Annotated in this window: 26 protein-coding genes; 11 read left to right on the top strand and 15 right to left on the bottom strand. The window is 40.5% G+C overall.

The window, feature by feature from the left end:
• Window positions 1–7 precede the first annotated feature (7 nt).
• The 5 genes from pruA to AC0VYV_RS04590 form a co-directional block, all read right to left on the bottom strand.
• Window positions 8–1555, bottom strand: coding sequence for an L-glutamate gamma-semialdehyde dehydrogenase (gene pruA / locus AC0VYV_RS04610; RefSeq protein ID WP_194220430.1), 1548 nt, complete (start codon window positions 1553–1555; stop codon window positions 8–10).
• Window positions 1556–1585: 30 nt separating this feature from the next.
• Window positions 1586–2503, bottom strand: coding sequence for a proline dehydrogenase family protein (locus AC0VYV_RS04605; protein WP_475366679.1), 918 nt, complete (start codon window positions 2501–2503; stop codon window positions 1586–1588).
• An 816-nt stretch (window positions 2504–3319) separates the two neighbouring features.
• The gene (locus AC0VYV_RS04600; protein ID WP_430243733.1) at window positions 3320–4606 is read right to left on the bottom strand and encodes a PucR family transcriptional regulator; all 1287 of its coding nucleotides are present in this window, start codon (window positions 4604–4606) and stop codon (window positions 3320–3322) included.
• Window positions 4607–4775: 169 nt separating this feature from the next.
• Window positions 4776–5567, bottom strand: coding sequence for an SDR family oxidoreductase (locus AC0VYV_RS04595; RefSeq protein ID WP_475373348.1), 792 nt, complete (start codon window positions 5565–5567; stop codon window positions 4776–4778).
• Between the two features lie 296 nt (window positions 5568–5863).
• A complete protein-coding gene (locus AC0VYV_RS04590) occupies window positions 5864–6463 on the bottom strand; it encodes a hypothetical protein (protein WP_475373347.1) in 600 nt (199 codons plus the stop codon).
• Between the two features lie 332 nt (window positions 6464–6795).
• Between AC0VYV_RS04590 and AC0VYV_RS04585 the strand changes: the two genes are divergently transcribed.
• From AC0VYV_RS04585 to AC0VYV_RS04570, 4 genes are all read left to right on the top strand, one after another.
• A complete protein-coding gene (locus tag AC0VYV_RS04585; RefSeq protein ID WP_475368484.1) occupies window positions 6796–6906 on the top strand; it encodes a PTS sugar transporter subunit IIB in 111 nt (36 codons plus the stop codon).
• A gap of 280 nt (window positions 6907–7186) precedes the next feature.
• Complete coding sequence (locus tag AC0VYV_RS04580) at window positions 7187–7552, top strand: hypothetical protein (protein WP_194220426.1); 366 nt, start codon at window positions 7187–7189, stop codon at window positions 7550–7552.
• A complete protein-coding gene (locus AC0VYV_RS04575; protein ID WP_430243736.1) occupies window positions 7542–8078 on the top strand; it encodes an RNA polymerase sigma factor in 537 nt (178 codons plus the stop codon). The genes AC0VYV_RS04580 and AC0VYV_RS04575 overlap by 11 nt, the downstream gene beginning before the upstream one ends.
• Window positions 8062–8307 (top strand): hypothetical protein, encoded by a 246-nt coding sequence (locus AC0VYV_RS04570; RefSeq protein ID WP_430243737.1) that lies wholly within the window; start codon window positions 8062–8064, stop codon window positions 8305–8307. The genes AC0VYV_RS04575 and AC0VYV_RS04570 overlap by 17 nt, the downstream gene beginning before the upstream one ends.
• Window positions 8308–8406: 99 nt before the next feature.
• On the opposite strand, the gene AC0VYV_RS04565 is transcribed toward AC0VYV_RS04570, so the two are convergent.
• Together AC0VYV_RS04565 and AC0VYV_RS04560 are read right to left on the bottom strand one after the other, a co-directional pair.
• Complete coding sequence (locus tag AC0VYV_RS04565; RefSeq protein WP_475374492.1) at window positions 8407–9171, bottom strand: alpha/beta hydrolase; 765 nt, start codon at window positions 9169–9171, stop codon at window positions 8407–8409.
• 144 nt (window positions 9172–9315) lie between these two features.
• Window positions 9316–9918 carry a TetR/AcrR family transcriptional regulator gene (locus AC0VYV_RS04560; protein ID WP_194220424.1) on the bottom strand — a complete coding sequence of 201 codons (603 nt, stop codon included), beginning with the start codon at window positions 9916–9918 and terminating at the stop codon, window positions 9316–9318.
• A gap of 183 nt (window positions 9919–10101) precedes the next feature.
• On the opposite strand from AC0VYV_RS04560, the gene AC0VYV_RS04555 reads away from it, so the two are divergent.
• Window positions 10102–11265: an MFS transporter gene (locus tag AC0VYV_RS04555; protein ID WP_194220423.1), complete on the top strand. Its 1164-nt coding sequence runs from the start codon at window positions 10102–10104 to the stop codon at window positions 11263–11265.
• 40 nt (window positions 11266–11305) lie between these two features.
• On the opposite strand, the gene AC0VYV_RS04550 is transcribed toward AC0VYV_RS04555, so the two are convergent.
• On the bottom strand, window positions 11306–12715 hold the full coding sequence (locus AC0VYV_RS04550) for an MBL fold metallo-hydrolase (RefSeq protein ID WP_475374491.1): 1410 nt from the start codon (window positions 12713–12715) through the stop codon (window positions 11306–11308).
• Between the two features lie 545 nt (window positions 12716–13260).
• Between AC0VYV_RS04550 and AC0VYV_RS04545 the strand changes: the two genes are divergently transcribed.
• From AC0VYV_RS04545 to AC0VYV_RS04525, 5 genes are all read left to right on the top strand, one after another.
• Window positions 13261–14655 (top strand): sodium:solute symporter family protein, encoded by a 1395-nt coding sequence (locus AC0VYV_RS04545; protein ID WP_475374490.1) that lies wholly within the window; start codon window positions 13261–13263, stop codon window positions 14653–14655.
• 43 nt (window positions 14656–14698) lie between these two features.
• On the top strand, window positions 14699–15799 hold the full coding sequence (locus AC0VYV_RS04540) for a M24 family metallopeptidase (protein WP_475366672.1): 1101 nt from the start codon (window positions 14699–14701) through the stop codon (window positions 15797–15799).
• 226 nt (window positions 15800–16025) lie between these two features.
• Window positions 16026–16505, top strand: a complete 480-nt coding sequence (locus AC0VYV_RS04535; protein WP_430243749.1) for a site-2 protease family protein — start codon at window positions 16026–16028, stop codon at window positions 16503–16505.
• A gap of 307 nt (window positions 16506–16812) precedes the next feature.
• On the top strand, window positions 16813–17385 hold the full coding sequence (locus tag AC0VYV_RS04530; RefSeq protein WP_475366671.1) for a TetR/AcrR family transcriptional regulator: 573 nt from the start codon (window positions 16813–16815) through the stop codon (window positions 17383–17385).
• 73 nt (window positions 17386–17458) lie between these two features.
• On the top strand, window positions 17459–20626 hold the full coding sequence (locus AC0VYV_RS04525; RefSeq protein ID WP_475374489.1) for a bifunctional cytochrome P450/NADPH--P450 reductase: 3168 nt from the start codon (window positions 17459–17461) through the stop codon (window positions 20624–20626).
• 55 nt (window positions 20627–20681) lie between these two features.
• Here the strand turns inward: AC0VYV_RS04525 and dhaM are convergent, their stop codons facing one another.
• The 5 genes from dhaM to AC0VYV_RS04500 all read right to left on the bottom strand — a co-directional run bounded on the left by dhaM (window position 20682) and on the right by AC0VYV_RS04500 (window position 24595).
• Window positions 20682–21068: a dihydroxyacetone kinase phosphoryl donor subunit DhaM gene (gene dhaM / locus AC0VYV_RS04520; protein ID WP_404682952.1), complete on the bottom strand. Its 387-nt coding sequence runs from the start codon at window positions 21066–21068 to the stop codon at window positions 20682–20684.
• Window positions 21068–21688 (bottom strand): dihydroxyacetone kinase subunit DhaL, encoded by a 621-nt coding sequence (gene dhaL, locus AC0VYV_RS04515; protein ID WP_475366669.1) that lies wholly within the window; start codon window positions 21686–21688, stop codon window positions 21068–21070. Before dhaL ends, dhaM begins: the two co-directional genes overlap by 1 nt.
• 12 nt (window positions 21689–21700) lie before the next feature.
• On the bottom strand, window positions 21701–22699 hold the full coding sequence (gene dhaK, locus AC0VYV_RS04510; RefSeq protein ID WP_475366668.1) for a dihydroxyacetone kinase subunit DhaK: 999 nt from the start codon (window positions 22697–22699) through the stop codon (window positions 21701–21703).
• A gap of 128 nt (window positions 22700–22827) precedes the next feature.
• On the bottom strand, window positions 22828–23463 hold the full coding sequence (locus tag AC0VYV_RS04505; RefSeq protein ID WP_194220413.1) for a YczE/YyaS/YitT family protein: 636 nt from the start codon (window positions 23461–23463) through the stop codon (window positions 22828–22830).
• A gap of 319 nt (window positions 23464–23782) precedes the next feature.
• Entirely contained in the window at window positions 23783–24595 is an 813-nt protein-coding gene (locus AC0VYV_RS04500) for an STAS domain-containing protein (RefSeq protein WP_475366667.1), read from the bottom strand.
• A 478-nt stretch (window positions 24596–25073) separates the two neighbouring features.
• Between AC0VYV_RS04500 and AC0VYV_RS04495 the strand changes: the two genes are divergently transcribed.
• Entirely contained in the window at window positions 25074–25274 is a 201-nt protein-coding gene (locus tag AC0VYV_RS04495; RefSeq protein WP_098442444.1) for a cold-shock protein, read from the top strand.
• Window positions 25275–25350: 76 nt separating this feature from the next.
• Here AC0VYV_RS04495 and AC0VYV_RS04490 read toward each other — a convergent pair whose 3' ends face one another.
• Window positions 25351–25704, bottom strand: a complete 354-nt coding sequence (locus AC0VYV_RS04490) for a cupin (protein ID WP_475373344.1) — start codon at window positions 25702–25704, stop codon at window positions 25351–25353.
• Window positions 25705–26034: 330 nt separating this feature from the next.
• A complete protein-coding gene (locus AC0VYV_RS04485) occupies window positions 26035–26856 on the bottom strand; it encodes an MBL fold metallo-hydrolase (protein ID WP_475373343.1) in 822 nt (273 codons plus the stop codon).
• Window positions 26857–26977 lie beyond the last annotated feature (121 nt).

The raw sequence follows: 26977 nt of genomic DNA, 5'->3' as shown, positions 1-26977 counted from the left end.
TTACTAATTAATACATTTCTGAAACAGTTTTTGCTTGCATGTGAAGTCCAAGATAATCCGGTCCACCTGCTTTTGAATCTGTACCGGACATTTTGAATCCTCCAAATGGGTGGTACCCAACAATTGCGCCCGTACAGTTCCGGTTGAAGTATAGGTTACCTACATGGAAGTCCATTTTCGCTTGCTCAATGTGTGCACGATTATTCGTGATCACAGCACCAGTTAAGCCGTACTCTGTATTATTCGCAATTTCAATCGCTTCATCGAAGTTATCTGCTTTCGTTAAGCAAACAACTGGCCCGAAAATTTCTTCCTGCTGCATGCGTGATTTAGGAGCTAGGTCTGCAAATACAGTTGGCTTGATGAAGAACCCTTTCGAATCATCGCCTTCTCCACCAGCAACGAGGCGGCCTTCTTCTTTTCCAATTTCAATGTAGCTCATGATTTTATCAAATGATGCTTGATCAATAACTGGTCCCATGTACACATCTGGACCTGTCGTTTCACCTAGTGTAAGCTCATTTGTTAATTCAACAACGCGATCACGAACCTGATCATATACCTCTTTCAAAATGACCGCACGGGAGCCTGCAGAACATTTCTGACCTGAGAAGCCGAATGCAGAGACAACGATGGCCTGCGCAGCAAGTTCAAGATCAGCATCCTTATCCACAACGATCGTATCTTTACCACCCATCTCAACGATCACTCGCTTCAGGTGTTGTTGACCCGGCTGTACTTTCGCAGCGCGCTCATAAATGCGCGTACCAACTTCACGAGAACCAGTGAATGTGATGATCGATGTTTTCGGGTGATCAACGAGATAGTCCCCTACTTCAGCTCCGCTACCTGGCACAAAGTTCAATACACCTTTAGGAAGCCCAGCTTCTTCAAGCACTTCAACAAACTTCGCTGCAACAACCGGTGTTGCACTTGCCGGCTTAAGAAGTACTGTGTTTCCTGTAACAAGTGGTGCTACTGCTGTCCCTGCCATAATCGCAAATGCAAAGTTCCATGGAGGAATAACAAGGGCAACTCCGCTTGGCGTATAAACGTAACGGTTTTGCTCTCCAGGACGGCTTTCAATCGCTTTCCCTTCACCTAGCTCGATCATTTGACGAGCATAGTATTCCATGAAGTCGATTGCCTCTGCAGTATCAGCATCCGCTTCTTTCCAAGGTTTACCGGCTTCGTACACCAGGTAAGCAGAGAATTCATGCTTGCGGCGTCGTACAATCGCAGCTGCGCGGAATAGAAGCTCAGCACGAGAGCGAGCCGACCATTTTCTCCAACCTTCAAATGCTTCATCTGCAGCTTGAATCGCGCGTTCCGCATGCTCTTTCGTTGCCTTTGATACGCGACCAACGATTTGTTCCTTGTTCGCAGGGTTAATGGAAACAATTTTATCTTCCGTGCTAACTCGCTCACCATTGATGAGAAGATCATGGTCTTTTCCAAGTTCTTCTTTTACTAGTTTAAGAGCCTCTTCAAAAGCCTTTTTGTTTTCCTTAACAGTAAAATCAGTAAACGGTTCGTGTTTGTATGGTACTACCATGAGTAAATTCCCCTTTCAAATATAAGAAGTTTATTTTTTAAATAATCCATTGAAAGCAAAGGCGATGTTCGCAGGTCGTTCCGCCAACCGCCGCATAAAATACCCATACCAATCGTTCCCATAAGGTAGGTATACTCTTACCGCATAACCTTCAGCAAGAAGATCTAGCTGACTCTGGCTTCGCATGCCGTAAAGCATTTGAAACTCAAATTGATCTTTCGGAATATCATGTTCTTTCACGAATTCTTTCGTAAAGTTAATGATGGCATCATCATGACTAGCGATGGCTGTAAAATTCCCATTCAATAAATGTTTCTTTATCAGCAGCTTCAAGTTATGATCCACATCTGATTTCGCTGGAAAAGCAACCTTCGCGGCTTCCTTATACGCCCCTTTCACAAGACGTAAATTCGGCTTTACTTCATTTAAATCATCTAAATCTTGATCGGATCGGTATAAATAAGACTGAACAACCGTTCCAATATTGTCGTACTTTCTCTTCAGGTCTTTATAAAGCTGAAGCGTCGCCTCCGTTCGTGTCGAATCTTCCATATCGATCGTAACGAATACATCATGCTTTACCGCTTCTTCCATAATCTCAATCATGTTACGCCATACAAGATCATGGCTAATATCCAGACCAAGTGAAGTGACTTTCAAAGACATCTGAGAATTTAGTTGATGAGCACTAATCATGCGAATGGTATTGATGCACTCCTGAGTCCGCTCCTTCGCTTCTATTTCAGAAGAAACAAACTCACCAAGATGATCCACCGTTACCCGAAGCCCCTGACTATTCAAATTCTGAATAAGAGGCACCGCATGCTCAAAAGTCTCACCCCCAACAATCTTATCCGCCCCAAACTTACTACCCCATCGTTTGGCGAGCCGATCAAGCGAGGGCCTGCTAGCGAGAAAAAGGAAAAAACTCTTGTTGATGGCTTCCAACTCTACCACGCTCCTTTTAACCCTATATCTCCAATCATTCACAAAGCTTGTGAAATACTTCAAAGAAAGTTTTTGTTTTCTTGTGAAAATTATATCGATTTTAACCCCCATCTGGCAACGTGGTCACGACACAATAGTTTGCTGAGATTTTGTGGTTTAAACACAATGAATAAAGCGGAGACGAGCGTTTAGAAACGGAGATATTGGAACTCTTGAACTAGAACACGCCCTTTGTGTTCGGATGAAATGGTGAAGTGACCAAGTGTCTGCCCACTGCAGCTGGATCTCATGAAAAGCGGAGACGAGCGTTTAGAAACGGAGATATTGGAACTCTTGAACTAGAACACGCCCTTTGTGTTCTGGTGAAAGAGTGAAATATCGCAGTTTCTGCGAGTCGTAGCTGGATCTCACGAAAAGCGGAGCGGGCCCGTTTAAATCCGCAGGATGTTGGAGCCCATGAGAGTGAGACGCTTTTTGTCTCATTCGATTGGGTGAAACAGCCGGAGGATTTGGCCCGCGCAGCTGGATCTCAGGTAAAGCGGAGACGAGCGCTTAGACACGACAGGCACTGGAGCCGTGAAAAGCGGAGCCCCCGTTTAGTGAGCGGAATTTCCGATTTGGACAATATATCTGGATTTTAGCCAATATATTCTGATTTTGGACAATATATCTCCATTTTGGCCAATAAACCACACTCCCCCCACGAAAACCAGCTATTGCGCCACACTTTCCAGCCCTAAACAACAGAAAAGAAGCTGCACAATGTGCAGCTTCCCAGTTTGGTCAATAAACAAGCTCCCAGCCCACTCAAATAGGCTACTTCGCAGTACTTTTCTGCTCCTCTACTGCAGAAAGGTACCGATTATAGTAAGACGGTATGTTGTTTAGCAACAACAACTCGATATATATGTGACTTTTCATATTAAAATCATCAAAATCAATGTCCGTTAAGTCCTGAATCTGCTTCATGCGATAGTTCAGCGTGTTTGGGTGGATAAACAGCTCAGCCGCGGTGCTTTTCCCCTTACCGTTGTTCGATAAATACACTTCTAGCGTCTTTAACAGACTGGAGTGACTAACTGAATCCTTTTCCATCAAGTTAAGCAAATTCTGATTAAAATAATGCTCCGTATTGTTTTTCTCATAAAGGGCGGCAAGATATCGGTAGACGCCAAGCTTTGAGAACTCACGTGGCATGACATCTGGCCTTGGACCAATGAAGTCAGCTGTCTCAATCACTTCTAATGCTTCTAAGAAGCTCTTCCTCATCTCAATGAGCTCCGTATATTCTTTCCCAATCCCAATCAAGAAAGAATAAAATTCTTCATGAGTTAACGCACTTTTTACATACTCTATAAGCTCTCGGCTATTTTCAATCGCTGAGCCTTTTCTATTTTTATCACCTGAAATAACAGCAACGATTTGAAGCTCAGTTTTCAGTACTTGAATTTTATGCCTCTTAAAACGGGATAAAAGCTCGAGAACTTCATTTAACAAGGGCTCCTGGGTAGGCTCAGCAATTGACATGACGAGTACGGAAAAGCGCTCAGGTAATGGTAAGCTCGCCACCTGAGCTTTACGCCGCATTTGATTTTCACTTTCGTATTCATGAAGAAGCACATTCCAAAGCAATTTCTCCTGCTTCCCCTCATGCTCTTTCCCTTTTTGATAAGAATCATGAATAAGCTTTCCAATGTGAGGTGTGATTTCAGTAAGAAAAGCAACCTCTTCTTCCGTCAGAGGACTATTCGTTTCTTGCACCCAGAGATATCCCATCGTCCGCTCTTCATAAATCGCTTTCACAACAATACGTTGATAAAAACCAATTTCCTCAATTGGAGCAATCCGGATCGGAGCTTCGTTGTTCTCAAGCTGCTGAACGATCCCTTCTTTTTTCAAACGATCAATAATAAACACTGGACATTTCTTATAGAGAATCGTCTTTTGCTGCGTTTGATCAAAGCTCTCCGATGCCGTGCTATATGAAATGAGTTCAAAGTTTTTGTTTTCAATAATGACCGGCTTATTCGTTGCGACACTGATCATCTCAGTCGCTTTATGAATATCTGTCGCTTCAAGAATGCGCTCTTTTGCTTCTACCATTATTTAACCCTCCCCTGTACCGCCAATTACATTAAAACCAAAGGGTTTAGCAATACCAGAATTAGTAATTCTTCATCTTCTTCTATTATATAGATTTATCTCTAAAAGAAAAATGATTTGGCGAGAATGACAAAAGAAAAAGGACGTAAGCGCTACGTCCTTTTTCTTATTACAGTGCTTTTACAAGTCCGCCATCGACAACGAGTGATTGCCCGGTCATATACGTATTTGCTCCTGAAGCAAGAAAAACAACTGTTTTCGCAAATTCATCAGGCTCCCCATATCGTTTCATTGGGATTGATAGCTCCGCCTGTCCTTTGAGATGAGTCACATCCATCCCTAACTGATCTGCCTTGATTTGATCCAACTGTTCAACTCGATCCGTCCCAATACGTCCAGGTCCAACCGTATTCACAAGAATATTGTGCTCGGCATATTCCTGTGAAAGACTTTTTGCAAGTCCTACGATACCCGCACGAAATGTATTCGATAAGATCAAATTATCTAGCGATTGCTTAATAGAAGAAGAGGCAATATTTACGATGCGTCCCCAGCCCTGTTCTTTCATAAAAGGAATAGCGGCTCGTGACGTTCGAACGAAGCTTAATAAATTTAGTTCAAAAGCATTCTGCCAATCTTCATCGCTGAAGTCCTCAAACTTACCAGCTGGAGGCCCGCCTGCATTATTAATTAATACATCGACACTACCGTATGTTTCAGCTGCAAACGTCATCAATTGTTTGATCTCATCCGCTTTTGTGACATCACAAACTCGAAATGTAATCTGATCATTTCCCGTTTCTTCAATCATTTCTTCGCAAGCTTTCTTAAGTTCTTCTTCACTTCGACTAGAAAGAACGACGCGTGCGCCTTCTCTTGCAAAAGCCAGTGCTGACGCTTTTCCTAGTCCTTTACTTGCCGCTGTTACGACAACTGATTTTTCTTGTAGGTTTAAATCCATAGCAAGAACACTCCATTTTTAATATGTTATTTTCTACAATTCTATCACTCTAAGTTCATTTTCGTTATAATATACCATCAAAAACGTTTCATTCTTATGAGTTGATTTCACACCTGAACTTTCTTTTCATCGTTCTCCACTCAAAACCGCAACTAGAATGCCGCCAACAATATACCACAACCACTATTGCTCAATCTTGGAGTCGATAAGAAGTATAGCATTAGATGCAATATGTACCCGTTCCTACATAAAAAAAGATTGAGGACAAATCCTCTCATTTGTCCTCGGTTTTTTCTTCAGTAAGCGATGCCAGTATTATCAGCGATTTCATCGTTTATGATCCCTATACCTTTTATCTTTTTCTCTTTCACAATCGGTGCAACAGATGGATTTTCAGGGTAGCTTTCTCCATCTAATTTCAGCTTATGGTAGGCTGGTTCTATTCCCCCACCCGCAACGTACATCACAATGTTCTTCCATCCATTAGTTGTTTCATTTTGAATGATTACGGGAGTTCTTACTAATGAAAAGCGCGTGTTAACAAAGTATGCTCCGTCCTTCTTTTCTAGTAAAAGACCACTGCATCCTCCGCTCCCACAGACAGAGGGACCTATTAAATAAACAAATGTCTCAGGAACCTGATCATCGTTCAGGTCTATCTTATTGTAGTAATAGCGAACGGAGTCTACACCCTTCTTTAAACCCAACTCTTTAGAAAAAACTTTTTCAAGCTCCATATCTCTTTTTGTTTCTGATTTGAAATAGGTTACTTCACTGAGATCTGGTTCTTGTTGGGCACTTTCTTCCATTTCATTAGTAGCATGTACCTTATCCAAGTAACCAACTAAAGTGCTGACGACTAATATCCAAACGAAGAGAAATCCAAGTTTATTCAAGTTACATCCTCCCTGTTAACCACTTTTCACCTAGGTTCTCCTTTTTACATCCATATATGTTTGTTTTTTCATACAAAAGCGACAGGTGCTTATCACACAACTGTCGCTTTCGTGGTCAAACTTTACGTTAATTTCCTGGTCGAGAAGCTCGCAAAGTAAATTTATACTCATCACTCTTAAAATAAATCTGACTATATTCGAAAATAGTGGAATCTTGAAAGGTACTATACAACTGCACCTTTAGAATCGGCAAATTCGAATCAGCCACCAGTAAAGACTACAACAAGAATAATCCAGGAAAAGGCAAGAACAAAGAATTAGCATTGGAAATCATGGAAGCACTTGGAGGCGAAAACAACATAAAGCATGTTGACGCCTGCTTTACTCGCCTTCGTGTAGAAGTAACGAAAGTAAAAGCATTTGACGAAAATCGCCTAAAGTAACTTGGAGCAGCTGGTGTTGTGAAAGTCGATCAAAACATCCAAGCTATTTTCGGTGGACGTTCTGATTTGTACAAAAATGAGATTAATAAAATTATGAAAGAATCAAATGCTTCTTAAAAAGGCTTCAAATTAATCATCATATAAGAGAGGTGCGACAACCAGTCGCGCCTCTTTTTTTAAGTTAAATTAATAATTAAGAAAAAAATCATTTATTAATGAACTTTCATTCCCTTTCATTTGTATAAATATGTGAAAATATAGAAAGAAAGGTGTGAAATACATGGCAATCGGTTGGATCATGGGGTTAGTGATGGCTGGAGTTCTCGGAACCATTTTTGCCGTCTTAATTGCAACGCTTCAAAAGCATGTTCACAAAACGAATGGGAGAATTGACTTTCAAAAAACAAATCTTTATTTCTACTGGTCACGCTGGGATTATGTCATGATCGCGTCGTCCATTTACTCATTCCTATGCATTACAGGGCTATTTGTTTTTCTAATTAAAGGTGAGAATATCGAAAATCCATTTGTTCAGTTCTTTCTACATCAAACGTTTGTCTTTCCACTTATCACGTTTCTCTGGTTTATTTTTCGACTGGCTTACACCTATAAAGGGATAAAAGAGCGCTGGCCGAATGAGTTTTAAGGAAAGTGGCGATTATTCCTTCGAAGCAGCCGTATCTATGACATTTGAGACTATTTATCTTATGTACAAAGACCCTCTTTATCGATTCATCTATCGGTATACGCGGGATGAGCAGTTGAGTATCGACATTGTGCAGGATACATTCGTTAAATTCCATAAATACCAGAACCGCTATGATGTCTCAAGAGCATCGCTTAAAACGTATCTATTTAAAATCGGTTATCACCTGATGATCAATAAAATTAAACGGAGAAAAAAGTGGCAATCACTCCTTCCCTTTCTAGTCAAGGGAGAGGAAAGTTTCTCTAGTGATACTGTTGAGAAGATGACAATTCAGTGGGCTATTAAGGAACTTTCAGAAAAACATCGGTCGGTTATCCTTCTCATCTATTATCACGATATGACTCAAGAAGAAACCGCCAACGTTCTAGATATCCCCGTTGGAACCGTTAAATCAAGATTATCTACAGCGATCAAACACTTAAGAGATTTATTGGAGGGGCAAAATGATGAAATCACACTATAAGCACGACCTACCTGAAGAACTCCGTGAACAGCTCGACCAGTATACTGTCGATGTTCCTCCTATTCCTTATAAACAGCAGAAAAGCGATCGACTAGCTGATTTTTTAGCTATGCCAGTACAAAACCCACTAGAAAATCACTCCATGACGCCTGGTCTTTTACTAAAAATCCAATTAGCTCCTATCGTCGTAACCATTGCATTGTCAGCAGGTTTCTTATTCTTTCTTTAGATATCAATTCGAAAGGGACCTCCTTTGAAGGTCCTTTTCCTTCACTTTAACAATTTCCTTCTTTTACCATTAAAGTGTTAGATATAACATTCATTCACTCTATCTCTCATTCATAAAAAAACTCATCAAATCATCCGTTCTGGTACGAAATGATTTATAGTTATGCTCCCCATCCTTTATCAAATGAAATTGCACACATGAAGCTTTCTCCTCGAGCAATTGATATATTCGATCATTTGAATTCAGAAATGCTTTATCAATCCGCTCGTCTCCAGATTCCTTATCTCCGCAATCCAAATAAAAGCAACTACGATTTGTTAGTTCGGACTCCAAGATAAATCCCTCCAATTCTTCTTGGTTTCGAAAAAAAGCGGAAGAGATGCAAGCTCCTTTACTAAAAACAGTAGGATAATGACAGAGGGCGTATGTAGTAAGTAATCCACCTAAAGAAATTCCCGCCATATAATTTGTATTTCTAAGCGTTCGGTATGTAGCGTCGATGGCTGGTTTTAAATCTTTTACGATATATGCGATATACTCTCGACCCTTCGCTTTTACGATCTCACTTTTACCTGTTAGCTCTTCACTTAATTGACCATGCCGCCATAAGCAATACTCTTCCATTCGTTTAGCTCCTGAATCAATAGCAACAACAATAAGCTGAAACTTTTTTTGCTCCAAATAGTTTAACAACCTCAGCGAACTTCCACCAACTACATCCTGATCTTCAAATACGTTTTGTCCATCATGCATATAAAGAACCGGGTAGCTTCTATCTGTATGAGCGTACTCATGAGGCAAATAGACGCGAATCATCCTCTCTTCCTGAAACACCGGAATCCAATATTTAATTTTCACTAACATTTTTCATACACCGCCTCTGCTTCCTTTCCTTTTCTATCAAAATCTCACGGTTCCTCTATTGACACTAAAAAAGCTAGTCTCGTTTTCCAATTGGAAAAGGAGACTAGCTTTACCATGATGTTTAATTTGCTCAGGAAGGTACTCCTACTCTCGCTTCCTCACATGCATCTTCAAAATCCCAGTTGGTCCCTTCTGATTCAACTGAATCATTTGCTCAGCCATCTCCTTTGGTGTGTAGGGCATGTCATTTTCAAGCCACCAGGAAATCATACCTGTATAAGCAGAAGCGATATAGCTTGCGATGACTTCACTTGGTAACGGCAAAGGATCGAACCTTCCTTTCGCAATTCGATTGTCATAGAAATCAAAGAAAAAGCTACGCATATGATCAAGAAAGTTCGGCATTCCTTTTTTGATTAACATGACGTGAAAAAACTTATCATATTCGGCAATGCTTGAGAAAATGTGCTCTGCAATATATCGTTGCAAATCATCAATTGGTAAATTACCAGGTGGGATCGTCAGCGCCTCGCCAAAAAGCTGCCTCAGCATTTCATCAACCGTTTGAAGTAGTAACTCTTCTTTATCCTGATAATGCAAATAAAAAGTAGCGCGATTAACAGTGGCTTCTTTAGTAATATCAGCAATTGTAATTTTCTCATATTCTTTTACTGCCATTAGGTGGATAAACGCATCCTGTAAGAGCTTTCGTGTTCGGGTAACACGTGGGTCTTCTTTCTCTTTCATAAGAAATCTCCTCCAAATTAAACTTTTTCTCAACAAAATTTAAAAACACGTCGTTTAGACAACGTTTCTCGAAAACTTGATTATTGCTCAATTTCATGACTCTGTTACAATATTTTACGACACTTGTTGTATAAATAACAACCGTTGTTCTTTTTGAACGATTTTTATAGGAGGTTAAGTTGAATGAATGAAAAAAAATTCACGAAAGCAAGATGGATAACGATCGCCGCCACCTTCCTTGCGTTTATGGGTATCGGGATTGTCGATCCGATTCTTCCAACGATCGCAGAGCAAATTGGCGCGAACCACTGGCAGGTTGAAATGCTGTTTACTGCTTACATTTTGACAATGGCGATTATGATGATTCCAGCCGGAATTTTTGCAAGTCGATTTGGTGATAAGCGCATGATGGTATTTGGTTTATTCATCGTTACGGTCTTTGCACTGCTTTGCGCTCTTTCAAATGGAATCGCAAGCCTATCTATTTTTAGAGCAGGTTGGGGATTTGGTAATTCTATGTTCTTCGCGACAGCCATGACGCTTTTAATCGCTTTATCTAAAGACCCGCAAAAAGCCGTTGGCTACTATGAGGCAGCTATTGGACTAGGAATGGCGGGGGGACCACTTGTAGGTGGTGTTCTTGGTGGTTATTCATGGAGATTCCCTTTCTTTGCAACGTCCATCTTAATTCTAGCTGCATTCTGCCTTGTTCTATTCTTTGTGTTTGAACCAAATGGCAAACAAAAACGAAAACCTGTTGGAATGAGTGAGTTAAAAGGACTTTTCTCATACAAGCCATTCCTAACTTCCGCTCTTGCAGCAATGCTTTATTACTATGGATTTTTCGTAGTTCTGGCTTATACGCCACTAATTATCGGACTTAATGCGATTCAAATTGGATTTGTCTTCTTTGGCTGGGGATTAATGCTCGCCTATGGATCAGCCATATTAAGTCACCAGCTTGAGAAGAAGTTTCTACCTAAGAAGATTCTTCCGTATAGCTTATTGATTTTTGCTATCTTACTAGCACTATTATTTGTTGTTCCATCAACACCTCTTCTGATTACTGTCGTGATCGTCTCAGGTCTTGCTTCTGGACTAAATAACGCGTTATTTACAAGCTACGTTATGGAGGTTTCTCCATATGAAAGAAGCATTACGTCAGGAGGATACAACTTCCTCCGCTGGCTCGGTGCTGCCATTGCCCCTGTCCTTTCCGGTTTGATTGGTCAAGGAGTATCAGCTCACGCACCATTCCTCGTTGCAGCTGTCCTTAGTGCTGGAGGAATCGGATTAATGCTAATGAAGCCTAAGCCGGCTACGTTAGAAACTGAAATGAGTGCATAAGAAAAAAGCGTAAAGCAGTGTCTGCTTTACGCTTTTTTGATTATTTTTCGATTTTATCTCCATCTTTTTCCCATGCAGCAAAACCACCGCTATAGTTTAAAATGTCCTTGAAACCGAGTGATTGTAGTAAGCTTGTTCCGATTGCTGAACGAGTGCCTGACTGACAGTGAACGACAATTGTTTTATCTTCTGGAATATCATTCGCCTGATCTTCTAAATAGCCAAGCATGTGATGATTAGCTCCAGGAATATGACCTGAGTTCCATTCATTTTCTTTTCGAATATCTACAACATAAACATCGTCTTTGTCATAAACATCATTCAATTGTTCCGTTGAGATAAAGGAATATCCCTCTAGATCGTCCCACTGGGAAAGAAGTTCTGGACTTGCATAGCCACGTATATGGTCGATGCCAATCGAATGTAAGGCCTTCACAATCTCATCTTTCTGCTCATCGTCTGCAATGAGGAGAAGATCGTGCTCATAATCTAGAACCCAGCCTGACCAATTCGTAAAGGCTTTATTAAATGGAAGATTAATCGCTCCATCAATATGCCCATCTGCAAAATCCTGTGCAGGACGTGTATCAACGATTGTTGTGTTGTCCTTCGATGCAAGCGCACGGAACTCATCAACATTCATAATCTTTTCTAGTTCTTCCCCTGATAACACGTTAGGACCTTCTTTATTCACCTTTTTCATAATCGCAAAGTATGTTGGGGCTTCTGGCTGTTCGTTTAATAATTCTTTAACGAATTCCCCTTCGTTCTCTTCTTTCAAGGCCCAATTATTTCGTAACTCATAGCCCACTGTTGATTGTGGCACAGCACCAAGAGATTTCCCACAAGCACTGCCTGCACCGTGTCCTGGCCAAACCGTTAGAAATTCTGGTAGCTCTTTAAATTTTTGAAGTGATTGGAACATCGCCTTCGCTCCAGTTTCCGCTGTGCCAACAGCGCCTGCGGCTTTTTCAAGCAAATCCGGACGACCAATATCACCAACAAAGACAAAGTCTCCTGTGAAAATGCCCATTGGTACTTCTGAGCCACCACCGCGATCAGTGAGTTCGAACGAAATGCTTTCCGGGGTATGGCCTGGGGTATGCATCACGCGAAGTTCTACATGACCAACGCGAATAATCGAACCGTCCGTTACTAGTTCGACATTTAATCCTTCTAGATAACCGTATTTCCAGTCTTGATCTCCTTCATCTGATAAATATAATTTCACGTCATGCTTTTCAGCTAATTGTCTAGCGCCTGATACAAAATCGGCGTGTATATGCGTTTCAGCTGCGGCCGCAAGATGAAAGCCTTCTTTTTTCGCTGTTTCTAAATACGGTGTTACGTCACGCGCCGGGTCAATCACAAGCGCTTCACCAGTTCGTTGACAACCGATCATATAAGAATACTGTGCCAATTTCTCATCAAAGAAAGTACGTAAATACATGATTTAATCCTCCCGAAAACGTATTGTTAATTACCCTACAGGGTATTTGATTTCATCATAAACTTTTTTAAACTTTTCATCAACCTTCTTGCTTTATACCCTGAATAACTAGTTCACCAAAACATCATTTTCCCCTTCTAAAGAAAAAAAGAGTGCTCTGCATTATTCTCAATCTTGAACACAATAAATAGCTCTTAACAGAACGTCATTTTCTAGTGTTTACTTCAATTCACATGTTTATCGATCCTTAAATTGTTTAAATTATAGTAAAAATCCAAATAATAGCGCTTTTATTTAATCTATAAAGTTTTTCGATTCAGTATTATATAACCACTTTATTTGAATTATTTTCTATTAAATACAAATAATAACCAATAATAGGTGAAGAAAGAAGTGTGTATTTAGATTGTCATCAGGTTTATTCCCAAAGTATTCCATAGAGATTATTTCCCACTTTTTTTAATACCCAAATTGTTGTGATAGCATATTTAACGGTGCGCACCTAAGAAAAAACACAACTAAGACAAGGAAGTGACGTTTACGTAATGGAAATTACACACAATCCTAACCTTCTATGGTTTGTTATTGCTTATGGCATTCTCATGGTGGGACTTGGAATTTATTTCTCTAAAAAAGTGTCAAATAGTGAGGATTTTATTCTCGCTGGTAAAGGACTTGGTGCTCTAGTATTAACGGGTACACTGCTAGCAACCTGGACAGGTAGTGGAAGCATTTCAGGTGGCGAAACGTCTATGGCGTATAGCTATGGAATTATTCCGGCGTTTCTAATGGCCATTCCAACGATAGTAGGTATCTTGATTCTTTATATCATTGCTCCAAGAATCCGAGCATTTGGGAAATATACAGTATCTTCAATACTTGAAGAGAAATACGGTTCATTCGCGAGGACGCTGGCAGGCATTATCATTATTCTTGCCTATGTAGGAATTGTTTCCTATCAGATGAAAGGGTTTGGCTTCATTCTGAATCTGACAACAGGTATTTCAGTTGAAACAGGTACTATTATCGGTGCTGCTCTGATCATCTTCCTAGCAACGATTGGTGGATTACGCTCGGTAGCTCCTACTGATGCTGTGAGTGCTATTTTAATGGTTGTCGGGCTGGGAATCACGTTACCGACCATATTTATTATTGCTGGTGGTTGGGACAGCATCCTGGCGAATGTACCAAAAGAACACTTAACATTTAGCGGTCAGTTATCGAACATTCAATTATTAGGTTATTTATTACCTTCCCTCTTTCTATTATTGGCTGACCAGAACATGTATCAGCGGTTGGCTTCATCAAGTGGAGATCGTTCATCGAAAAAAGCCCAAATTGGTTGGCTCGTGGCGATGCTTCTGATTTCTCCAACAATTAGTTTAATCGCATTTGCAGCACGTTCAATCTTCCCTGATATTGATCCAGGGATGGCACTGATGGCAACAACTGTCGTGATGCCAACGTTTGTCGGCGGTATTTTATTAACGGCAGCAACAGCCTTTATTATCACTACAGGTAACTCTTACCTTCTTTCCGCCGCTACAAACGTCACGTATGATCTGTACGGAAAATATTTAAAAAAGGATGCGACTGATAAGCAGCTGTTAGTCATGACCAAATGGTTCATCGTCATCCTCGGGGTTCTTGCTTATGTCATTATTAGCTTCTTCCCTACCGTATTATCTGTTCAAATGTATGCTTATACCGTTTACGGAGCTGGTATTACTCCTGCCGTATTAGCTGTCTTCTTCTGGAAACGTGTCAACCTTTATGGCGGTGTATCGTCTATGATCGCCGGAGTTGTGACAACGCTTGTTTGGGAAATCCCACTTGCAAAACCATTTGAACTAAATAGTGTTCTTTTCGCTGTTCCAGTAGCAGTTATCGTATTAATTGTCGTAACTTTAGTAACTACCAACAAAACAAAGTCTGAATAAGTTAGTCATCATTAAAATTTTTAAGAACAGGTTGTGAGAAAAAATGAATCAGCGTTTAGATAAATTTTCGAAGTGGCTAGAAGAAACTGAACAAACCTTTGCGTTTGTTCACTCTTCTTCCAATGTATTCTATCTTTCCAACTTTGAATGTGAGCCACATGAACGACTATTAGGTTTATTTATTTTCCCGGATGCAGAACCGTTTCTAGTTTGTCCGGGTATGGAAGTATCTCAAGCAAGAGATGCAGGGTGGAAATATGAGATTATCGGACATGGAGATGCCGATGATCCATGGGAATTTATCCATAATGCCTTGAAGAGTCGCGGTATTAAAGAAGCGAGTCAGGTAGCTATTGAGAAAGAAACACTCTCTTATGGACGTGCTGAACAAATCATGAAACGTTATCCATCTGTTTCATTTACAAGTGCTGAAGAGAAACTTCACGAACTACGTTTAATTAAAGATGAGCAAGAATTAGAGATTCTAAGAAGAGCTGCTGAACTAGCAGACTTCGGGGTAGAGACGGGAGTTAAAGCGCTCCAAGAAGGTTGTACTGAGATGGAAGTTCTTGCAACGATTGAGTACGAACTTAAGAAAAAAGGAATTCGTGAAATGTCCTTTTCAACAATGGTGCTTTTCGGTGAAAAAGCTGGACAGCCACACGGTAATCCAGGCGATCGTAAGTTGAAAAAAGGCGACCTCGTTTTATTCGATCTTGGTGTGGTGTTAGATGGCTATTGTTCAGACATTACGCGAACAGTTGCTTACAAAGAAGTGAATGAAAAGCAAAAAGAAATTTATGATGTCGTACTGAACGCTCAGCTTGAAACGCTCAATATCTCTCAACCTGGAACAAGACTTGGGGATCTTGATAAAACGGCGAGACAAATCATTGCAGACGCTGGATATGGAGACCAGTTCCCTCACCGCATCGGTCATGGAATTGGAATTGAAGTTCATGAATATCCATCTATGAGTGAAAACAACGACTCTCTTCTAATTGAAGGAATGACATATACGATCGAGCCAGGCATCTATGTACCTGAAGTAGGCGGAGTTCGAATTGAAGATGATGTTCTTGTTACGAAAACAGGGTATGAAACATTAACAAAGTATCCGAAAGAACTTCAAATTATTGAATAAGCTCCGGTGGAACGCCTTTCATAGGGCGTTCCTTTTTATATGGTGAAGTCCTTCTAGTGTTTAGTTTTGTTCGTCTACATGACTGTTTTCTCATCTCCATCATTCACGTAAGCTAAACTTTTTGATAAATAGAACATCTTCTAATCGTGTTACAAACGTATTAAATACGGGAACGCTTTTCTTACAGCACTTTATATTTATCACAATACCACTTTGGAGGTTTTAAATGTTTACCTTAAGCGATATCCCAATGTTCTTCGTGAACTTTTTCATTATATTACCGATCATTACTCTACTACATGAAGCTGGTCACGTTCTTGTTGCAAGGGTTTTCGGAGGAAAAATTAAGTTCTGTATCGGAACTGGCAAGACCATTTTTAATATCGGACCTCTAGAAGTAAAAAAGAAGTACTTTATGGAAGGATGGTGTCAGTACGAGGATCTCACTTATAACAAGACATGGGCACACGTTGCCATCTATGCGGCAGGTAGTTTATTTAACATCATTGTCGTCCTTATTATGAACGCATTGATTTATGCGGAAGTCCTTCCAGTAGACCTATTTTTCTATCAATTCACTTACTTCTCCATCTACTTTATCTTCTTTTCTCTCATGCCTTATCGAAATGATTCTGGTAAACCAAGCGATGGCATGGCTATTATTGATGTACTCCGCTACGGAAAAGCTCAAGATCCAATCGATTGATCGATGACATAACTTTCAAAGAAAGAGCCACTTTTCGTCCGAAGAGTGGCTCTTTCTTTGACTTGAGAATCTCCCTTCTATGATGAGGGACATTAAAGGAAAAATAATCCCCTTTAAATACCACATCATGGTTTCAGAAGATTATTTTTCCAATCATTTGCATATTCATAGGTTTTAAGACCCTTTAGTTAACAAGATCTTCAATCTTTTTAGGTCCTCTGCTTTATTGTTAAGCTTTTCCAATAGGTTTAAAATAGAAAGGGAATGAATGTTCATTCCGTATGTTGTGTAAGAAAGGGGGATGCTTGTGACGACCCAAAATAAGCGGGAAAACATTATGACAAGCGCTCTTGCTTTATTTGCTGAGCGAGGTTTTGATGCGACTACCGTGCCAATGATTGCCACCTCAGCTAATGTGGGTGCTGGCACGATCTACCGTTATTTTGAGAATAAAGAGGTGCTCGTTAACACCCTTTTTCAAGATTATGTTCGAACATTTACAAAGACGATTGAGGATCAATTTCCTTATCATCAGTCCGTTCGTGATCAGTTTCACCATATATTTAAAGCCATGATTTTGTTTACAAATCAAAATGAACATGCGCTCTATTTTATTAAAAAGCATAGTGCCGCACACTTCCTAGATCGTCAAAGTCAGGAAGATTTCACACAGCTGCTTAACCTATTAAGAAGCTTCTTTGATATTGGTAAACAACAATCAGTAATTCGAAACCTGCCTTCTGAAGCCTTAATCGCCATCCTTTATGGAGCTTTTCTAGAACTTCAGAATCTTGTAAGAGCAGGTGAACTTCATCCCAACCCAGAGCTTCTTTCAGGTATTGAGAATAGCTTATGGGATTCCGTAAGATCACATTCGTGAAGAGCATTTGCTCTTCATAAAGCGAAATGAATGAACGTTCATTCCGCTAATTTATAGATGAGGTGATTTAAACATGACTACTAAGAAATCGTTCCCACAGCCCCGAACATATGGACCTTTAGGAAGCATTCCTCTTATTGATAAAGAAAAACCTATTCAATCGTTTATGAAGCTAGCAAAAGAATTCGGGCCAATCTACCAATTTCAATTCCCTGGCCGCACAAGTACATTCGTTTCCAGCGCAGATCTTGTCGCTGAAATTACCGACGAGAAGCGGTTTGACAAAAAAATAGGCCCTGCCCTCCAAAAAGTTCGTGCTTTCGGTGGAGATGGTCTATTTACAAGCGAAACGGAAGAACCAAATTGGAAAAAAGCCCATAATATTCTTCTACCAAGCTTTAGCCAACAGGCCATGAAGGGCTATCATAATAAAATGGTTGATATTGCCACACAGCTTATTCAAAAATGGGCACGATTGAATCCTGATGAAGAGGTCGATGTATCTGAAGACATGACTCGCTTAACGCTTGATACCATTGGTCTTTGTGGATTCGACTTTCGTTTTAATAGCTTCTACAGAGAGAATAATCATGAATTTGTCGATGCTATGGTTCGTGCGCTAGATGAAGCAATGAATCAATCACAACGTCTCGGTGTTCAAGATAAGCTAATGGTAAGATCTAAAAAGCAGTTTCGAGAAGACATTGACTATATGTTCAATCTTGTCGATGACTTAATCGCCGATCGTAAGAAAAACGGGGATCAGGGTGAAGATGATCTTCTCTCTCATATGTTAAAAGGAAAAGACCCAGAGACAGGTGAACCTCTTGATGATAAAAACATTCGTTTCCAAATCATCACCTTTTTAATAGCTGGCCATGAAACTACCAGCGGTTTGCTTTCATTTACCCTTTACTACTTAATGAACAACCCTGACAAACTAGCAAAAGCCCAAGAAGAAGTCGATCGCGTTGTTGGAGATGGCATTCCTGACTATAAGCAAGTGAAACAGCTTAAATATGTCCGAATGATTTTAAATGAAACGCTTCGGTTATGGCCAACGGCTCCTGCGTTTACTCTTTATGCGAAAGAAGACACCACGTTAAACGGTGAATATGATGTGAAAAAAGGTGATGATTTCACACTTCTTTTACCAGAACTTCATCGTGATAAATCCATCTGGGGTGAAGATGTCGAATCATTTATTCCAGAGCGATTTGAAGATCCATCATCTATCCCTCAGCATGCTTTTAAACCATTTGGTAATGGACAGCGTGCTTGTATCGGACAACAGTTTTCTCTTCATGAATCTACGCTATTGCTTGGTATGATCATCCAGAATTTCGACCTGATTGACCATGCGAATTATCAGCTAGAAGTAAAAGAAACATTAACACTAAAACCTGACGGCATGAAAATGAAGGTGAAACCAAGAAAAGATTCGATTTCTTTTGTAACTCAAGCTTCTGAGCCTGTTCAAAAAGATAAGAAAACCGCGCCAACACCCGTTGAAAATGCGCACGGCACTCCTCTTTTTGTCTTATATGGTTCAAACCTTGGCACCGCTGAAGGAATTGCACGTGACCTTGCTGAGACTGGTCGACAACAAGGCTTTAGCTCTCAAGTTGGGCCACTGAATGATTATGTGAATGAACTTCCACAGGATGGAGCTGTTCTGATTGTGTCTGCTTCCTATAACGGAAATCCTCCAGACAATGCGGATGAATTTGTACAGTGGCTTGATGAGATGGAAGATGGAGCAGTAAATGGTGTGCAATATGCTGTATTTGGTTGCGGTGACCGTAACTGGGCAAACACTTATCAACGCATTCCTTCTTTCATCGACGAGCAATTATCTCAAAAAGGTGCAAAGCGAATGGCTGAAACTGGATTTGGCGACGCAAGTGATGACTTTGAAGGCGATTATGAGAAATGGGAAGCAACGCTTTGGCCAAATCTCGCAGAAGCGATGAATATAGAATTAAATGAAAATAACGCAGAAAACAGCGCGATCTCTATGAGCTTCGTGAGTGGCGTAAGTGATACACCTCTCGCTAGAACACATCATGCTTTCACTGCTATTATTAATCGAAATGTAGAATTACAGCATACAGAGAGCGGCAGAAGCACGCGCCACATTGAACTTATGCTTCCTGATGGCGCTTCATACCAGGAAGGTGATCATGTTGGTATCCTTCCACAAAACAGTGATAACATGGTTAACCGCGTCCTCGAGCGCTTCTCTTTAAATGGTCATGATCACGTGCTACTGACTGGAGATTCTGGTAAAGCAGCGCATCTTCCTACTGACAAACCAGTGAAACTCCAGGAACTTCTTTCTTCTTATGTAGAGCTTCAAGAACCAGCAACTCGTTCTCAAATACGTGCGCTAGCTGCACATACAGTTTGCCCACCGCATGTTGTGGAGCTCGAGCAATTACTTGAAGACGACATATATAAAAAAGAAGTTCTTGAGAAACGCGTTACGATGCTTGAACTCGTTGAGGAGTACATGGCTTGTGAGATTCCATTTGAGCGATTCATTGCACTGCTTCCACCATTGAAAGCTCGCTACTACTCCATTTCTAGTTCTCCGCTTTACAAAGAGCGAGAAGCGAGCATGACAGTTAGTGTCGTTCGAGACACTGCATGGAATGGTAAAGGAGAGTACAAAGGTGTTGCCTCTAACTACCTGGCAACGCTTGAATTTGGTGACAAAGTGGCCTGCTTCATTAACACGCCACAGTCCAACTTCCAGCTTCCAGAAGATCCAGAAACACCAATGGTCTTAATTGGACCTGGAACTGGCATTGCGCCATTTAGAGGGTTCATTCAAGCACGTCGTGAATTAAGCAAGCAAGGCGTCAAGCTTGGTGCTGCTCACCTCTACTTCGGCTGTCGTAATCCTGAACATGATTACTTATACCAGGAAGAGCTAGAGCAAGCTGAAAAAGATGGACTTGTTACCCTTCACACTGCTTTCTCTCGTTGCCCTGGAAAAGAAAAAACGTATGTTCAACATCTTGTATCCGATAACGCTACAGATGTTATCCCACTTCTAAAAGAAGGTGGACGCTTGTACGTTTGCGGCGACGGTAGCCACATGGCTCCTGAAGTTGAGCAAACGATGATCACAAGCTATCAATCAATGTATGAAACAACTGAGCAAGAAGCGATTCAATGGCTAGAAGAACTTGAGCGAGACGGCCGATATGCGAAAGACGTATGGGCTGGCGCTTAAAATTTAGAAAAACAGCGCATCCAGGCGGATGCGCTGTTTTTTTCAATTCTTCTTTTCACTGCACTTTCTTCATATCTTTTGCATGAACTGCTGATTTCACCACTTCATCTAGTGACTTGCCAAATCCAGCTTCCATTACCGCACTATAGGCGCCCTCAATCAATGGCGCATCTGCAATCTTGACGGAATGAGCATCCTCTATTAAATCGATCGCCATCTCTGCATTCATGACTGAGCTTCCGAAATCCACGAGAATAACGACGCCATCGCCATGGTCTGCCTTTTCAATAGAAGTTTGAATCTTAATAGCACTCGTTCCCATTTCACCATCATCTGTTCCTCCAGCATCGAGCACAGTAACTTCAGGCTGTGCTTCATCTAGCATCTTTTTCAATCCCTTTGAAATATCAGGACTATGTGATACTAAGACAAGACTGACCATTAAGCTTCACCGTCCTTATCGAGAACTGTCGCAAGGGATTCTATTAGATAATAAGAAGACTGCGCCCCCGCATCCTGTTTACCTTTTGATTTTTCTTTGTAGTAAGCCGCTCTGCCTTTCTTGGCTTCATACTCTTTTACATGCTCAAGCGCTTCCTTCGCCTTGTCGATCAAATGAGCAGGTGTAAGCTCATTTCCCTTCTCTTCCATTAACTCAATTACAGGTTCAAGTAAGTCGACCATCGTCTTCTCTTCACGCTCAGCCTTACCTCGTTTCTTCATTCCATCCACGCCAACTCGAAGACTTGAAGAAAGGTCGCTAATCTGCACTTCTGTTCCTTCTAACTGATTTCCAGCTTTCATGAAAAGAGTGCCGTAAAGCGGTCCTGAAGCACCGCCTATCTTAGACAACAGACTCGTTCCAACAGCCTTCAGTACTTTCCCTGGTTCATCCGTCTCTTCATTCAGCTGTTCGACAGCCGCCTTAAAGCCTCTTGTCATGTTAAGCCCATGATCTCCATCACCCAGTACCTGGTCAAGATCAGTTAGCTGTTCTTTATTCGATTCTATCTTTTTAGCAGACTCTTTGATCCATTGTCTAGCCATCTCTGCTGTAAACATACATGACCCTCCTTAGTCGTTTATCGTCCATGCAATCGTCTGACATGGGTTTGTCACGTATTTCTTTAGTTCATTCGTTAATTTTAGAACTGTTAAAGAAGCACCTGCCATTTCTAGGGCAGTCATATAGTTGCCCACTAACGTCAATTCCGATTTAATGCCTTTTTCCTTTAAGAGATCATGAATACGATTATTTAAAATGTATAGTTCCATTAATGGAGTTGCTCCCATTCCGTTCACAATGACCGCTATTTCACCGCCTTGTTTTAGTTCTAGTTCGGGTAGCACTTCTTCTACAAGACGCTCTGCCAATTCATCGGCCGAAACCAGTCCGATCGTTTCCATCCCAGGCTCACCATGAATACCAATTCCAAGCTCCATTTCATTTTCTTTAATATCAAATCCTGGATTTCCTGAGCCAGGAACCTGGGCCGGATGAAGCGCTGCGCCCATTGATCTGACATTTTGAACCACTTCCTCAGCAAGCGCTTTCACTTCTTTCAGTGTTTTACCTTCTTGTGCAGCTGCCCCTGCAATCTTATGAACGAAAATAGTTCCTGCTACGCCTCTTCGACCTGTCGTATGAGTACTATCCTCTACCGCAACATCATCATTAACAATCACTTGTTCGACAGATATACCTTCGTCTTCAGCCATCTCGGCCGCCATTTCAAAGTTCATAACATCCCCAGTGTAATTTTTAGTAATAAGGAGAACTCCAGCACCCTGATCAACCGCCTTAATCGCTTCTAAGATCTGATCTGGTGTAGGAGATGTAAACACTTCTCCACTCACAGCAGCATCAAGCATACCTTCTCCAACGAACCCCGCATGTGCAGGTTCATGTCCACTTCCGCCACCGCTAACAACACCTACTTTGTTTTCCGCCAGATTTTTTCTTACGAGAACTGTTGTACCTTCCAGTCTTTGATAGGATTCGGGATGAGCTTTCACCATTCCGTCCAGCATTTGGCTTACAACGTCGTCTGGTTGATTGATTATTTTCTTCATCAGTTTATCCCTCCCAGAATGGTTATACCCGTGTTTTAGATTTCGCAAAAGTCAAAATAAAAGGAAAGACCTCTCTCTATAAAAAAGACGCTTCTGTTTTTTCAGAAAAGCGCCTTTAACGTATGATTTTATAAATATTCTTCATGTGGTGCTTGCGCTGGGTATAGCACGTAATACAGCGGATAAGCTCTTTCATACCAGAACTGAATGATTGGGCCAAGTAAAAATACGAGTGCAATAGTCCCAACGCCGACAGGCCCTCCGATCATTAATGCAAGTGAAGCCATAACAACAGCCACAATCGTCTGTCCCATTTGTAAGCTAAGATTGAATCTAGAGCTAATAACGAGAAACAGCTGATCAAACGGTGCACGTGGAAACTGTGGCAATATATAGATAGCCACTCCTAGCCCAATCGCTCCCATCCCAGCAATAAGAATCGCTACTTTTGCCATCAGCGGTGCTGATGCTAACTGAACGGATGAAAATACAATCTCTAACCAGAAGTCCAAAATAAAACTTTCTAATATAATTGGTAAGATGGCTCCATACTCTGGCTTTTGTTTCATTAAATTCCCATTTAGGAATATAACCAGTATTTGAAATAAACCATACCAGAAACCAACTGTTAACCCAGCTAAATCGGAAAGACCTATAAAGAACGAAGTCCAAAATCCTGCGCCAAGCGTTGCATGAATAACTAGTGCAACACCAAAGAAGTTAATAAACATACCTAGAAGATAAACCGTAATTCGATAAAACATTACGACCTCCTCCCTTCCACTAAAAATAAAGAAAATCTGATAGCATGACGCTTAGAGAAAGCATCTTAATTCCCTCTTCTGACTGGCTAAGCCAATCAGGCGTTGCATACCGCCTGTCCTTTGAGACGACATGTTCATACTTTTGGAAGAGAGGATCTTACTAAGATTTTTCGAGACCATTTTATTAGCGATTGACTTCAACGTCAATCGATTTTACTTTAAAAAAACATTCCAATTTTTTCGTTAGTACAAAAAAATACTGCCCGTATTGGACAGCATTACATTATGGATTATTTAGTATAATCTTGCTCATCTATTCTTAAAAAATATGCTTAGCAAGAGCCTGTTTTAACGTACTATGTGTTTGGATGGAAGAAAAATCGATTCCGAGATGAATCATTGTTTGAGCAACTTCTGGTCTTATACCTGCCAAAATCCCTTTCACTCCTAGAAGTTCAAGTGAATAAATAATGTTAAAGATGTTATTTGCGACCATCGTATCCACGATGGTTACGCCAGAAAGATCAATAAATAAATGCGTTAATCGTTTTTCAGTTGATTCTCTTAGAGCTGTTTCCATCAGAAGACTCGCACGATGCGTATCAATATCGCCAACAATTGGTAATACTGCAACACCATCAAGAATCGGAACAACCGGTACAGATAGCTCAAGAAAAACTTCCTGTGCATGGCTAAGCGTATTCTTAAATGATTCCACGTATGCTGTGCTATAGGCATAAACAGCATGATCAAGCAAGTTATCAATGATTTTCCCTACTCTAAAAACACTTTGGACAGTATGATTCGCTTCGATCGTCACAAGTTCAACCACCGACCAAATAGCCTGTCGAACTTCTGAAGTATTTTTTAGTGACTGATCTAACTCAGAGCCGTATTGAACGGCAAGCTCCCCCGTGTCTCTTCCCCACTTTGTTAATCGCGGCATTGTTGTTTCTAAACCACTTAGAATCGCATCTGCGCAAAGCTGAACAAGCTCAGTATGTAATTGCAATGCTTCTGCGTTATCAGCGCCTGGCTTAAGTAAGCCTTTGGCAATATCTAACTTTCTTGCTTCTAGTTGCTTCCCAATCATTTGAACTTCCTGTTCAATGATCGATTCTTGAACTGGCATATCTTCAACCTCCGATGATAAATCGAATCTCTTCTCTATAATAGATGAACTTATTTCATTTTACATTAAAAATTTCATTCCATCTTCATTAATATTTGTAGATACGGTCGATAGTCACAGTTGGTTTGAGGTTCTTTTACAACCTATGACGACCAATTGCTTCACACAAATAATATTTGATTAGAATTTTTACCATATCTTCATTGGTAGAACGACACTAAGAGTCTGTTTGATCAATGTTTTTCACTAACTAACAGTATTCGAACATACCCATACAGTCCTTTGTTTGGAAGTAAAAAAGAACGATTTTTCAGAAGAGGTTTGCTTTTTTTGGGAGACGTGTTATACTAAGGTTAATTATTGTTGTTCGGTACTGATTATTAAAGAGCAGGCTACTTTAGGAAGTACTTACATCTCAAATGATTATGTAGAGCAGTAATAGTAATATTTGTGCAAAATGCACTTGGAGGATACACACATGAACAAAGGTACAGTAAAATGGTTTAACGCAGAAAAAGGTTTTGGCTTCATCGAAGTTGAAGGCGGAGACGACGTATTCGTACATTTCTCAGCTATTCAAGGCGAAGGTTTCAAAACTCTTGAAGAAGGTCAAACAGTTACTTTTGACACTGAGCAAGGTAACCGCGGACCACAAGCTACTAACGTAGTTAAAGCGTAAATCATATAGAAAAAGCTCTTCCCCGGTGGAAGAGCTTTTTTATTATCTTTTTAACTGTTCTTTCTTACACTTCCGGTTACTCCTTCTCCTTCATAAATAACTCTGGATCCACTTCCCCTTCGATCGCAATGGCAGTCAATCCATTCTCTGATGTGGTCTCATGCCATTCGTCAATATTCCAAAAAACAGCATCTCCTTCTCGTACTTTTATTAACTCATCCTCTTCTCCTCTCACAATACCTTCACCTTTGATGATTAACAATAATTGAGGCGTCACAGCTTGATGGAACCCAATTATCCCTTCTTTGTCTAAATACATAACTCCAATATGTACGCTTCCCTCTGTTTGTGAAATTCGGGACATGATGAAGTTTGATCCGAACTTCGTTATTTCTTTTCCTGCCGATTCACCAAAATGATAAATCTTCATATGTGCTACCTCCTCATATAGACCTAGCACCTTCATCTTTTCTACAGTAGCTTTGAAGGACCGTTCTATATTACCATAGTAATGTTTTATTTCCACTTATTCCTATTTTGAAACCTCCTTACATTACTCATTCCCCTCCTCATTCGGTCATTCTTCTAACCGTATTCGATTAATAATGGAATTTCCCTGCTAATTTGTACTTTACCAAGGCGATAAACATTATTGATTTTATGACCATTTACACTCGATTGAGCCAATAATCGAGAATCAACAGTATAAACTACCAAAGCTTTTACAAAAGAAAACCTCCTTTATAAGGAGGCTTTCTCTTCACGTATGAAACAACTTACCTTCAAGCGCTTTTATATATCGAGTCGCCGATAGCTGAACAGATTGATCAGCATTGAATTTCACACTACGATGAAACGCATTGTATAGTCGATCATATTTTAACGACTTCACCTTTCGGGCCATCTCTTCCACCTTTAATGCTGGCAAAGGGATGAGGTTTGGATAGCTATACATAAAGCTTACCCACTCCTGATCAGCTACAACTTGAATAATGTCTCCTGTTAAAAGCAAGCCCCTTTCTTCATTACCTTCTGGTACATGAAGAACTGCTCCTCCTAGGAAATGGCCGCCAAGGCGATATATTGTTAAATCCGAAGTTAGCTTTAATTCCTCCCCGCTCCAAAAACGAATCATTTCAGACTCTCTCATCACCCACTCAGAGTCATCTTCATGAATGTAAATGGGAACGTTAAAGGCTTCTGCCCATTCGACTTGTGCAGAGTAATAATGGGGATGTGAAAGAGCAATTGCATCTAAGCCACCAAGATCATTGATCTTTTGAATAGTATCCGCATCAATATAAGAAATGCAATCCCAAAGCAGATTAAATCCCTTACTCTGAATGTAGTATGCTGTTTGTCCAATCCCAAAAGTGGGTGCTGTCGTCACACTATGTAGTCCTTTTTCTTCCTCAATGATCTGGTTTTGAAATTGAGCTGCTTGCATTTCCTCCAGTGTTGTCCACTCTTGCCCTTCAGGATTAACGTATTGTCTTTCTTCTTTACAAATAGGGCATGTATCCGGATTCTTTTCCATCATCTCATATTGCGTCCCACAAGTGATACAGATCGGTCGCTTCATTCCTATCTCCCTCTTTCCAAAGATTGATATCTATATGGAAATGATAACCTACTTAAAGAAACAAAAACTCTAGCTATTTACTTATTTTCATCTACAACTTTAGATGGAGATAGGCTATGTT

It is taken from the genome of Anaerobacillus sp. QJM3NY_17, from assembly GCF_056173665.1.
This window is presented reverse-complemented; position numbering and strand designations above follow the sequence as displayed.

Coding starts and splice junctions, on each gene's coding strand:
- pruA (WP_194220430.1), bottom strand. CDS start 1,555: ATGGTAGTACCATACAAACACGAACCGTTTACTGATTTTACTGTTAAG.
- AC0VYV_RS04600 (WP_430243733.1), bottom strand. CDS start 4,606: ATGGTAGAAGCAAAAGAGCGCATTCTTGAAGCGACAGATATTCATAAA.
- AC0VYV_RS04595 (WP_475373348.1), bottom strand. CDS start 5,567: ATGGATTTAAACCTACAAGAAAAATCAGTTGTCGTAACAGCGGCAAGT.
- AC0VYV_RS04585 (WP_475368484.1), top strand. CDS start 6,796: ATGGAAGCACTTGGAGGCGAAAACAACATAAAGCATGTTGACGCCTGC.
- AC0VYV_RS04580 (WP_194220426.1), top strand. CDS start 7,187: ATGGCAATCGGTTGGATCATGGGGTTAGTGATGGCTGGAGTTCTCGGA.
- AC0VYV_RS04575 (WP_430243736.1), top strand. CDS start 7,542: ATGAGTTTTAAGGAAAGTGGCGATTATTCCTTCGAAGCAGCCGTATCT.
- AC0VYV_RS04570 (WP_430243737.1), top strand. CDS start 8,062: ATGAAATCACACTATAAGCACGACCTACCTGAAGAACTCCGTGAACAG.
- AC0VYV_RS04565 (WP_475374492.1), bottom strand. CDS start 9,171: ATGTTAGTGAAAATTAAATATTGGATTCCGGTGTTTCAGGAAGAGAGG.
- AC0VYV_RS04560 (WP_194220424.1), bottom strand. CDS start 9,918: ATGAAAGAGAAAGAAGACCCACGTGTTACCCGAACACGAAAGCTCTTA.
- AC0VYV_RS04555 (WP_194220423.1), top strand. CDS start 10,102: ATGAATGAAAAAAAATTCACGAAAGCAAGATGGATAACGATCGCCGCC.
- AC0VYV_RS04550 (WP_475374491.1), bottom strand. CDS start 12,715: ATGTATTTACGTACTTTCTTTGATGAGAAATTGGCACAGTATTCTTAT.
- AC0VYV_RS04545 (WP_475374490.1), top strand. CDS start 13,261: ATGGAAATTACACACAATCCTAACCTTCTATGGTTTGTTATTGCTTAT.
- AC0VYV_RS04540 (WP_475366672.1), top strand. CDS start 14,699: ATGAATCAGCGTTTAGATAAATTTTCGAAGTGGCTAGAAGAAACTGAA.
- AC0VYV_RS04535 (WP_430243749.1), top strand. CDS start 16,026: ATGTTTACCTTAAGCGATATCCCAATGTTCTTCGTGAACTTTTTCATT.
- AC0VYV_RS04525 (WP_475374489.1), top strand. CDS start 17,459: ATGACTACTAAGAAATCGTTCCCACAGCCCCGAACATATGGACCTTTA.
- dhaM (WP_404682952.1), bottom strand. CDS start 21,068: ATGGTCAGTCTTGTCTTAGTATCACATAGTCCTGATATTTCAAAGGGA.
- dhaL (WP_475366669.1), bottom strand. CDS start 21,688: ATGTTTACAGCAGAGATGGCTAGACAATGGATCAAAGAGTCTGCTAAA.
- dhaK (WP_475366668.1), bottom strand. CDS start 22,699: ATGAAGAAAATAATCAATCAACCAGACGACGTTGTAAGCCAAATGCTG.
- AC0VYV_RS04505 (WP_194220413.1), bottom strand. CDS start 23,463: ATGTTTTATCGAATTACGGTTTATCTTCTAGGTATGTTTATTAACTTC.
- AC0VYV_RS04500 (WP_475366667.1), bottom strand. CDS start 24,595: ATGCCAGTTCAAGAATCGATCATTGAACAGGAAGTTCAAATGATTGGG.
- AC0VYV_RS04495 (WP_098442444.1), top strand. CDS start 25,074: ATGAACAAAGGTACAGTAAAATGGTTTAACGCAGAAAAAGGTTTTGGC.
- AC0VYV_RS04490 (WP_475373344.1), bottom strand. CDS start 25,704: ATGAAGATTTATCATTTTGGTGAATCGGCAGGAAAAGAAATAACGAAG.
- AC0VYV_RS04485 (WP_475373343.1), bottom strand. CDS start 26,856: ATGAAGCGACCGATCTGTATCACTTGTGGGACGCAATATGAGATGATG.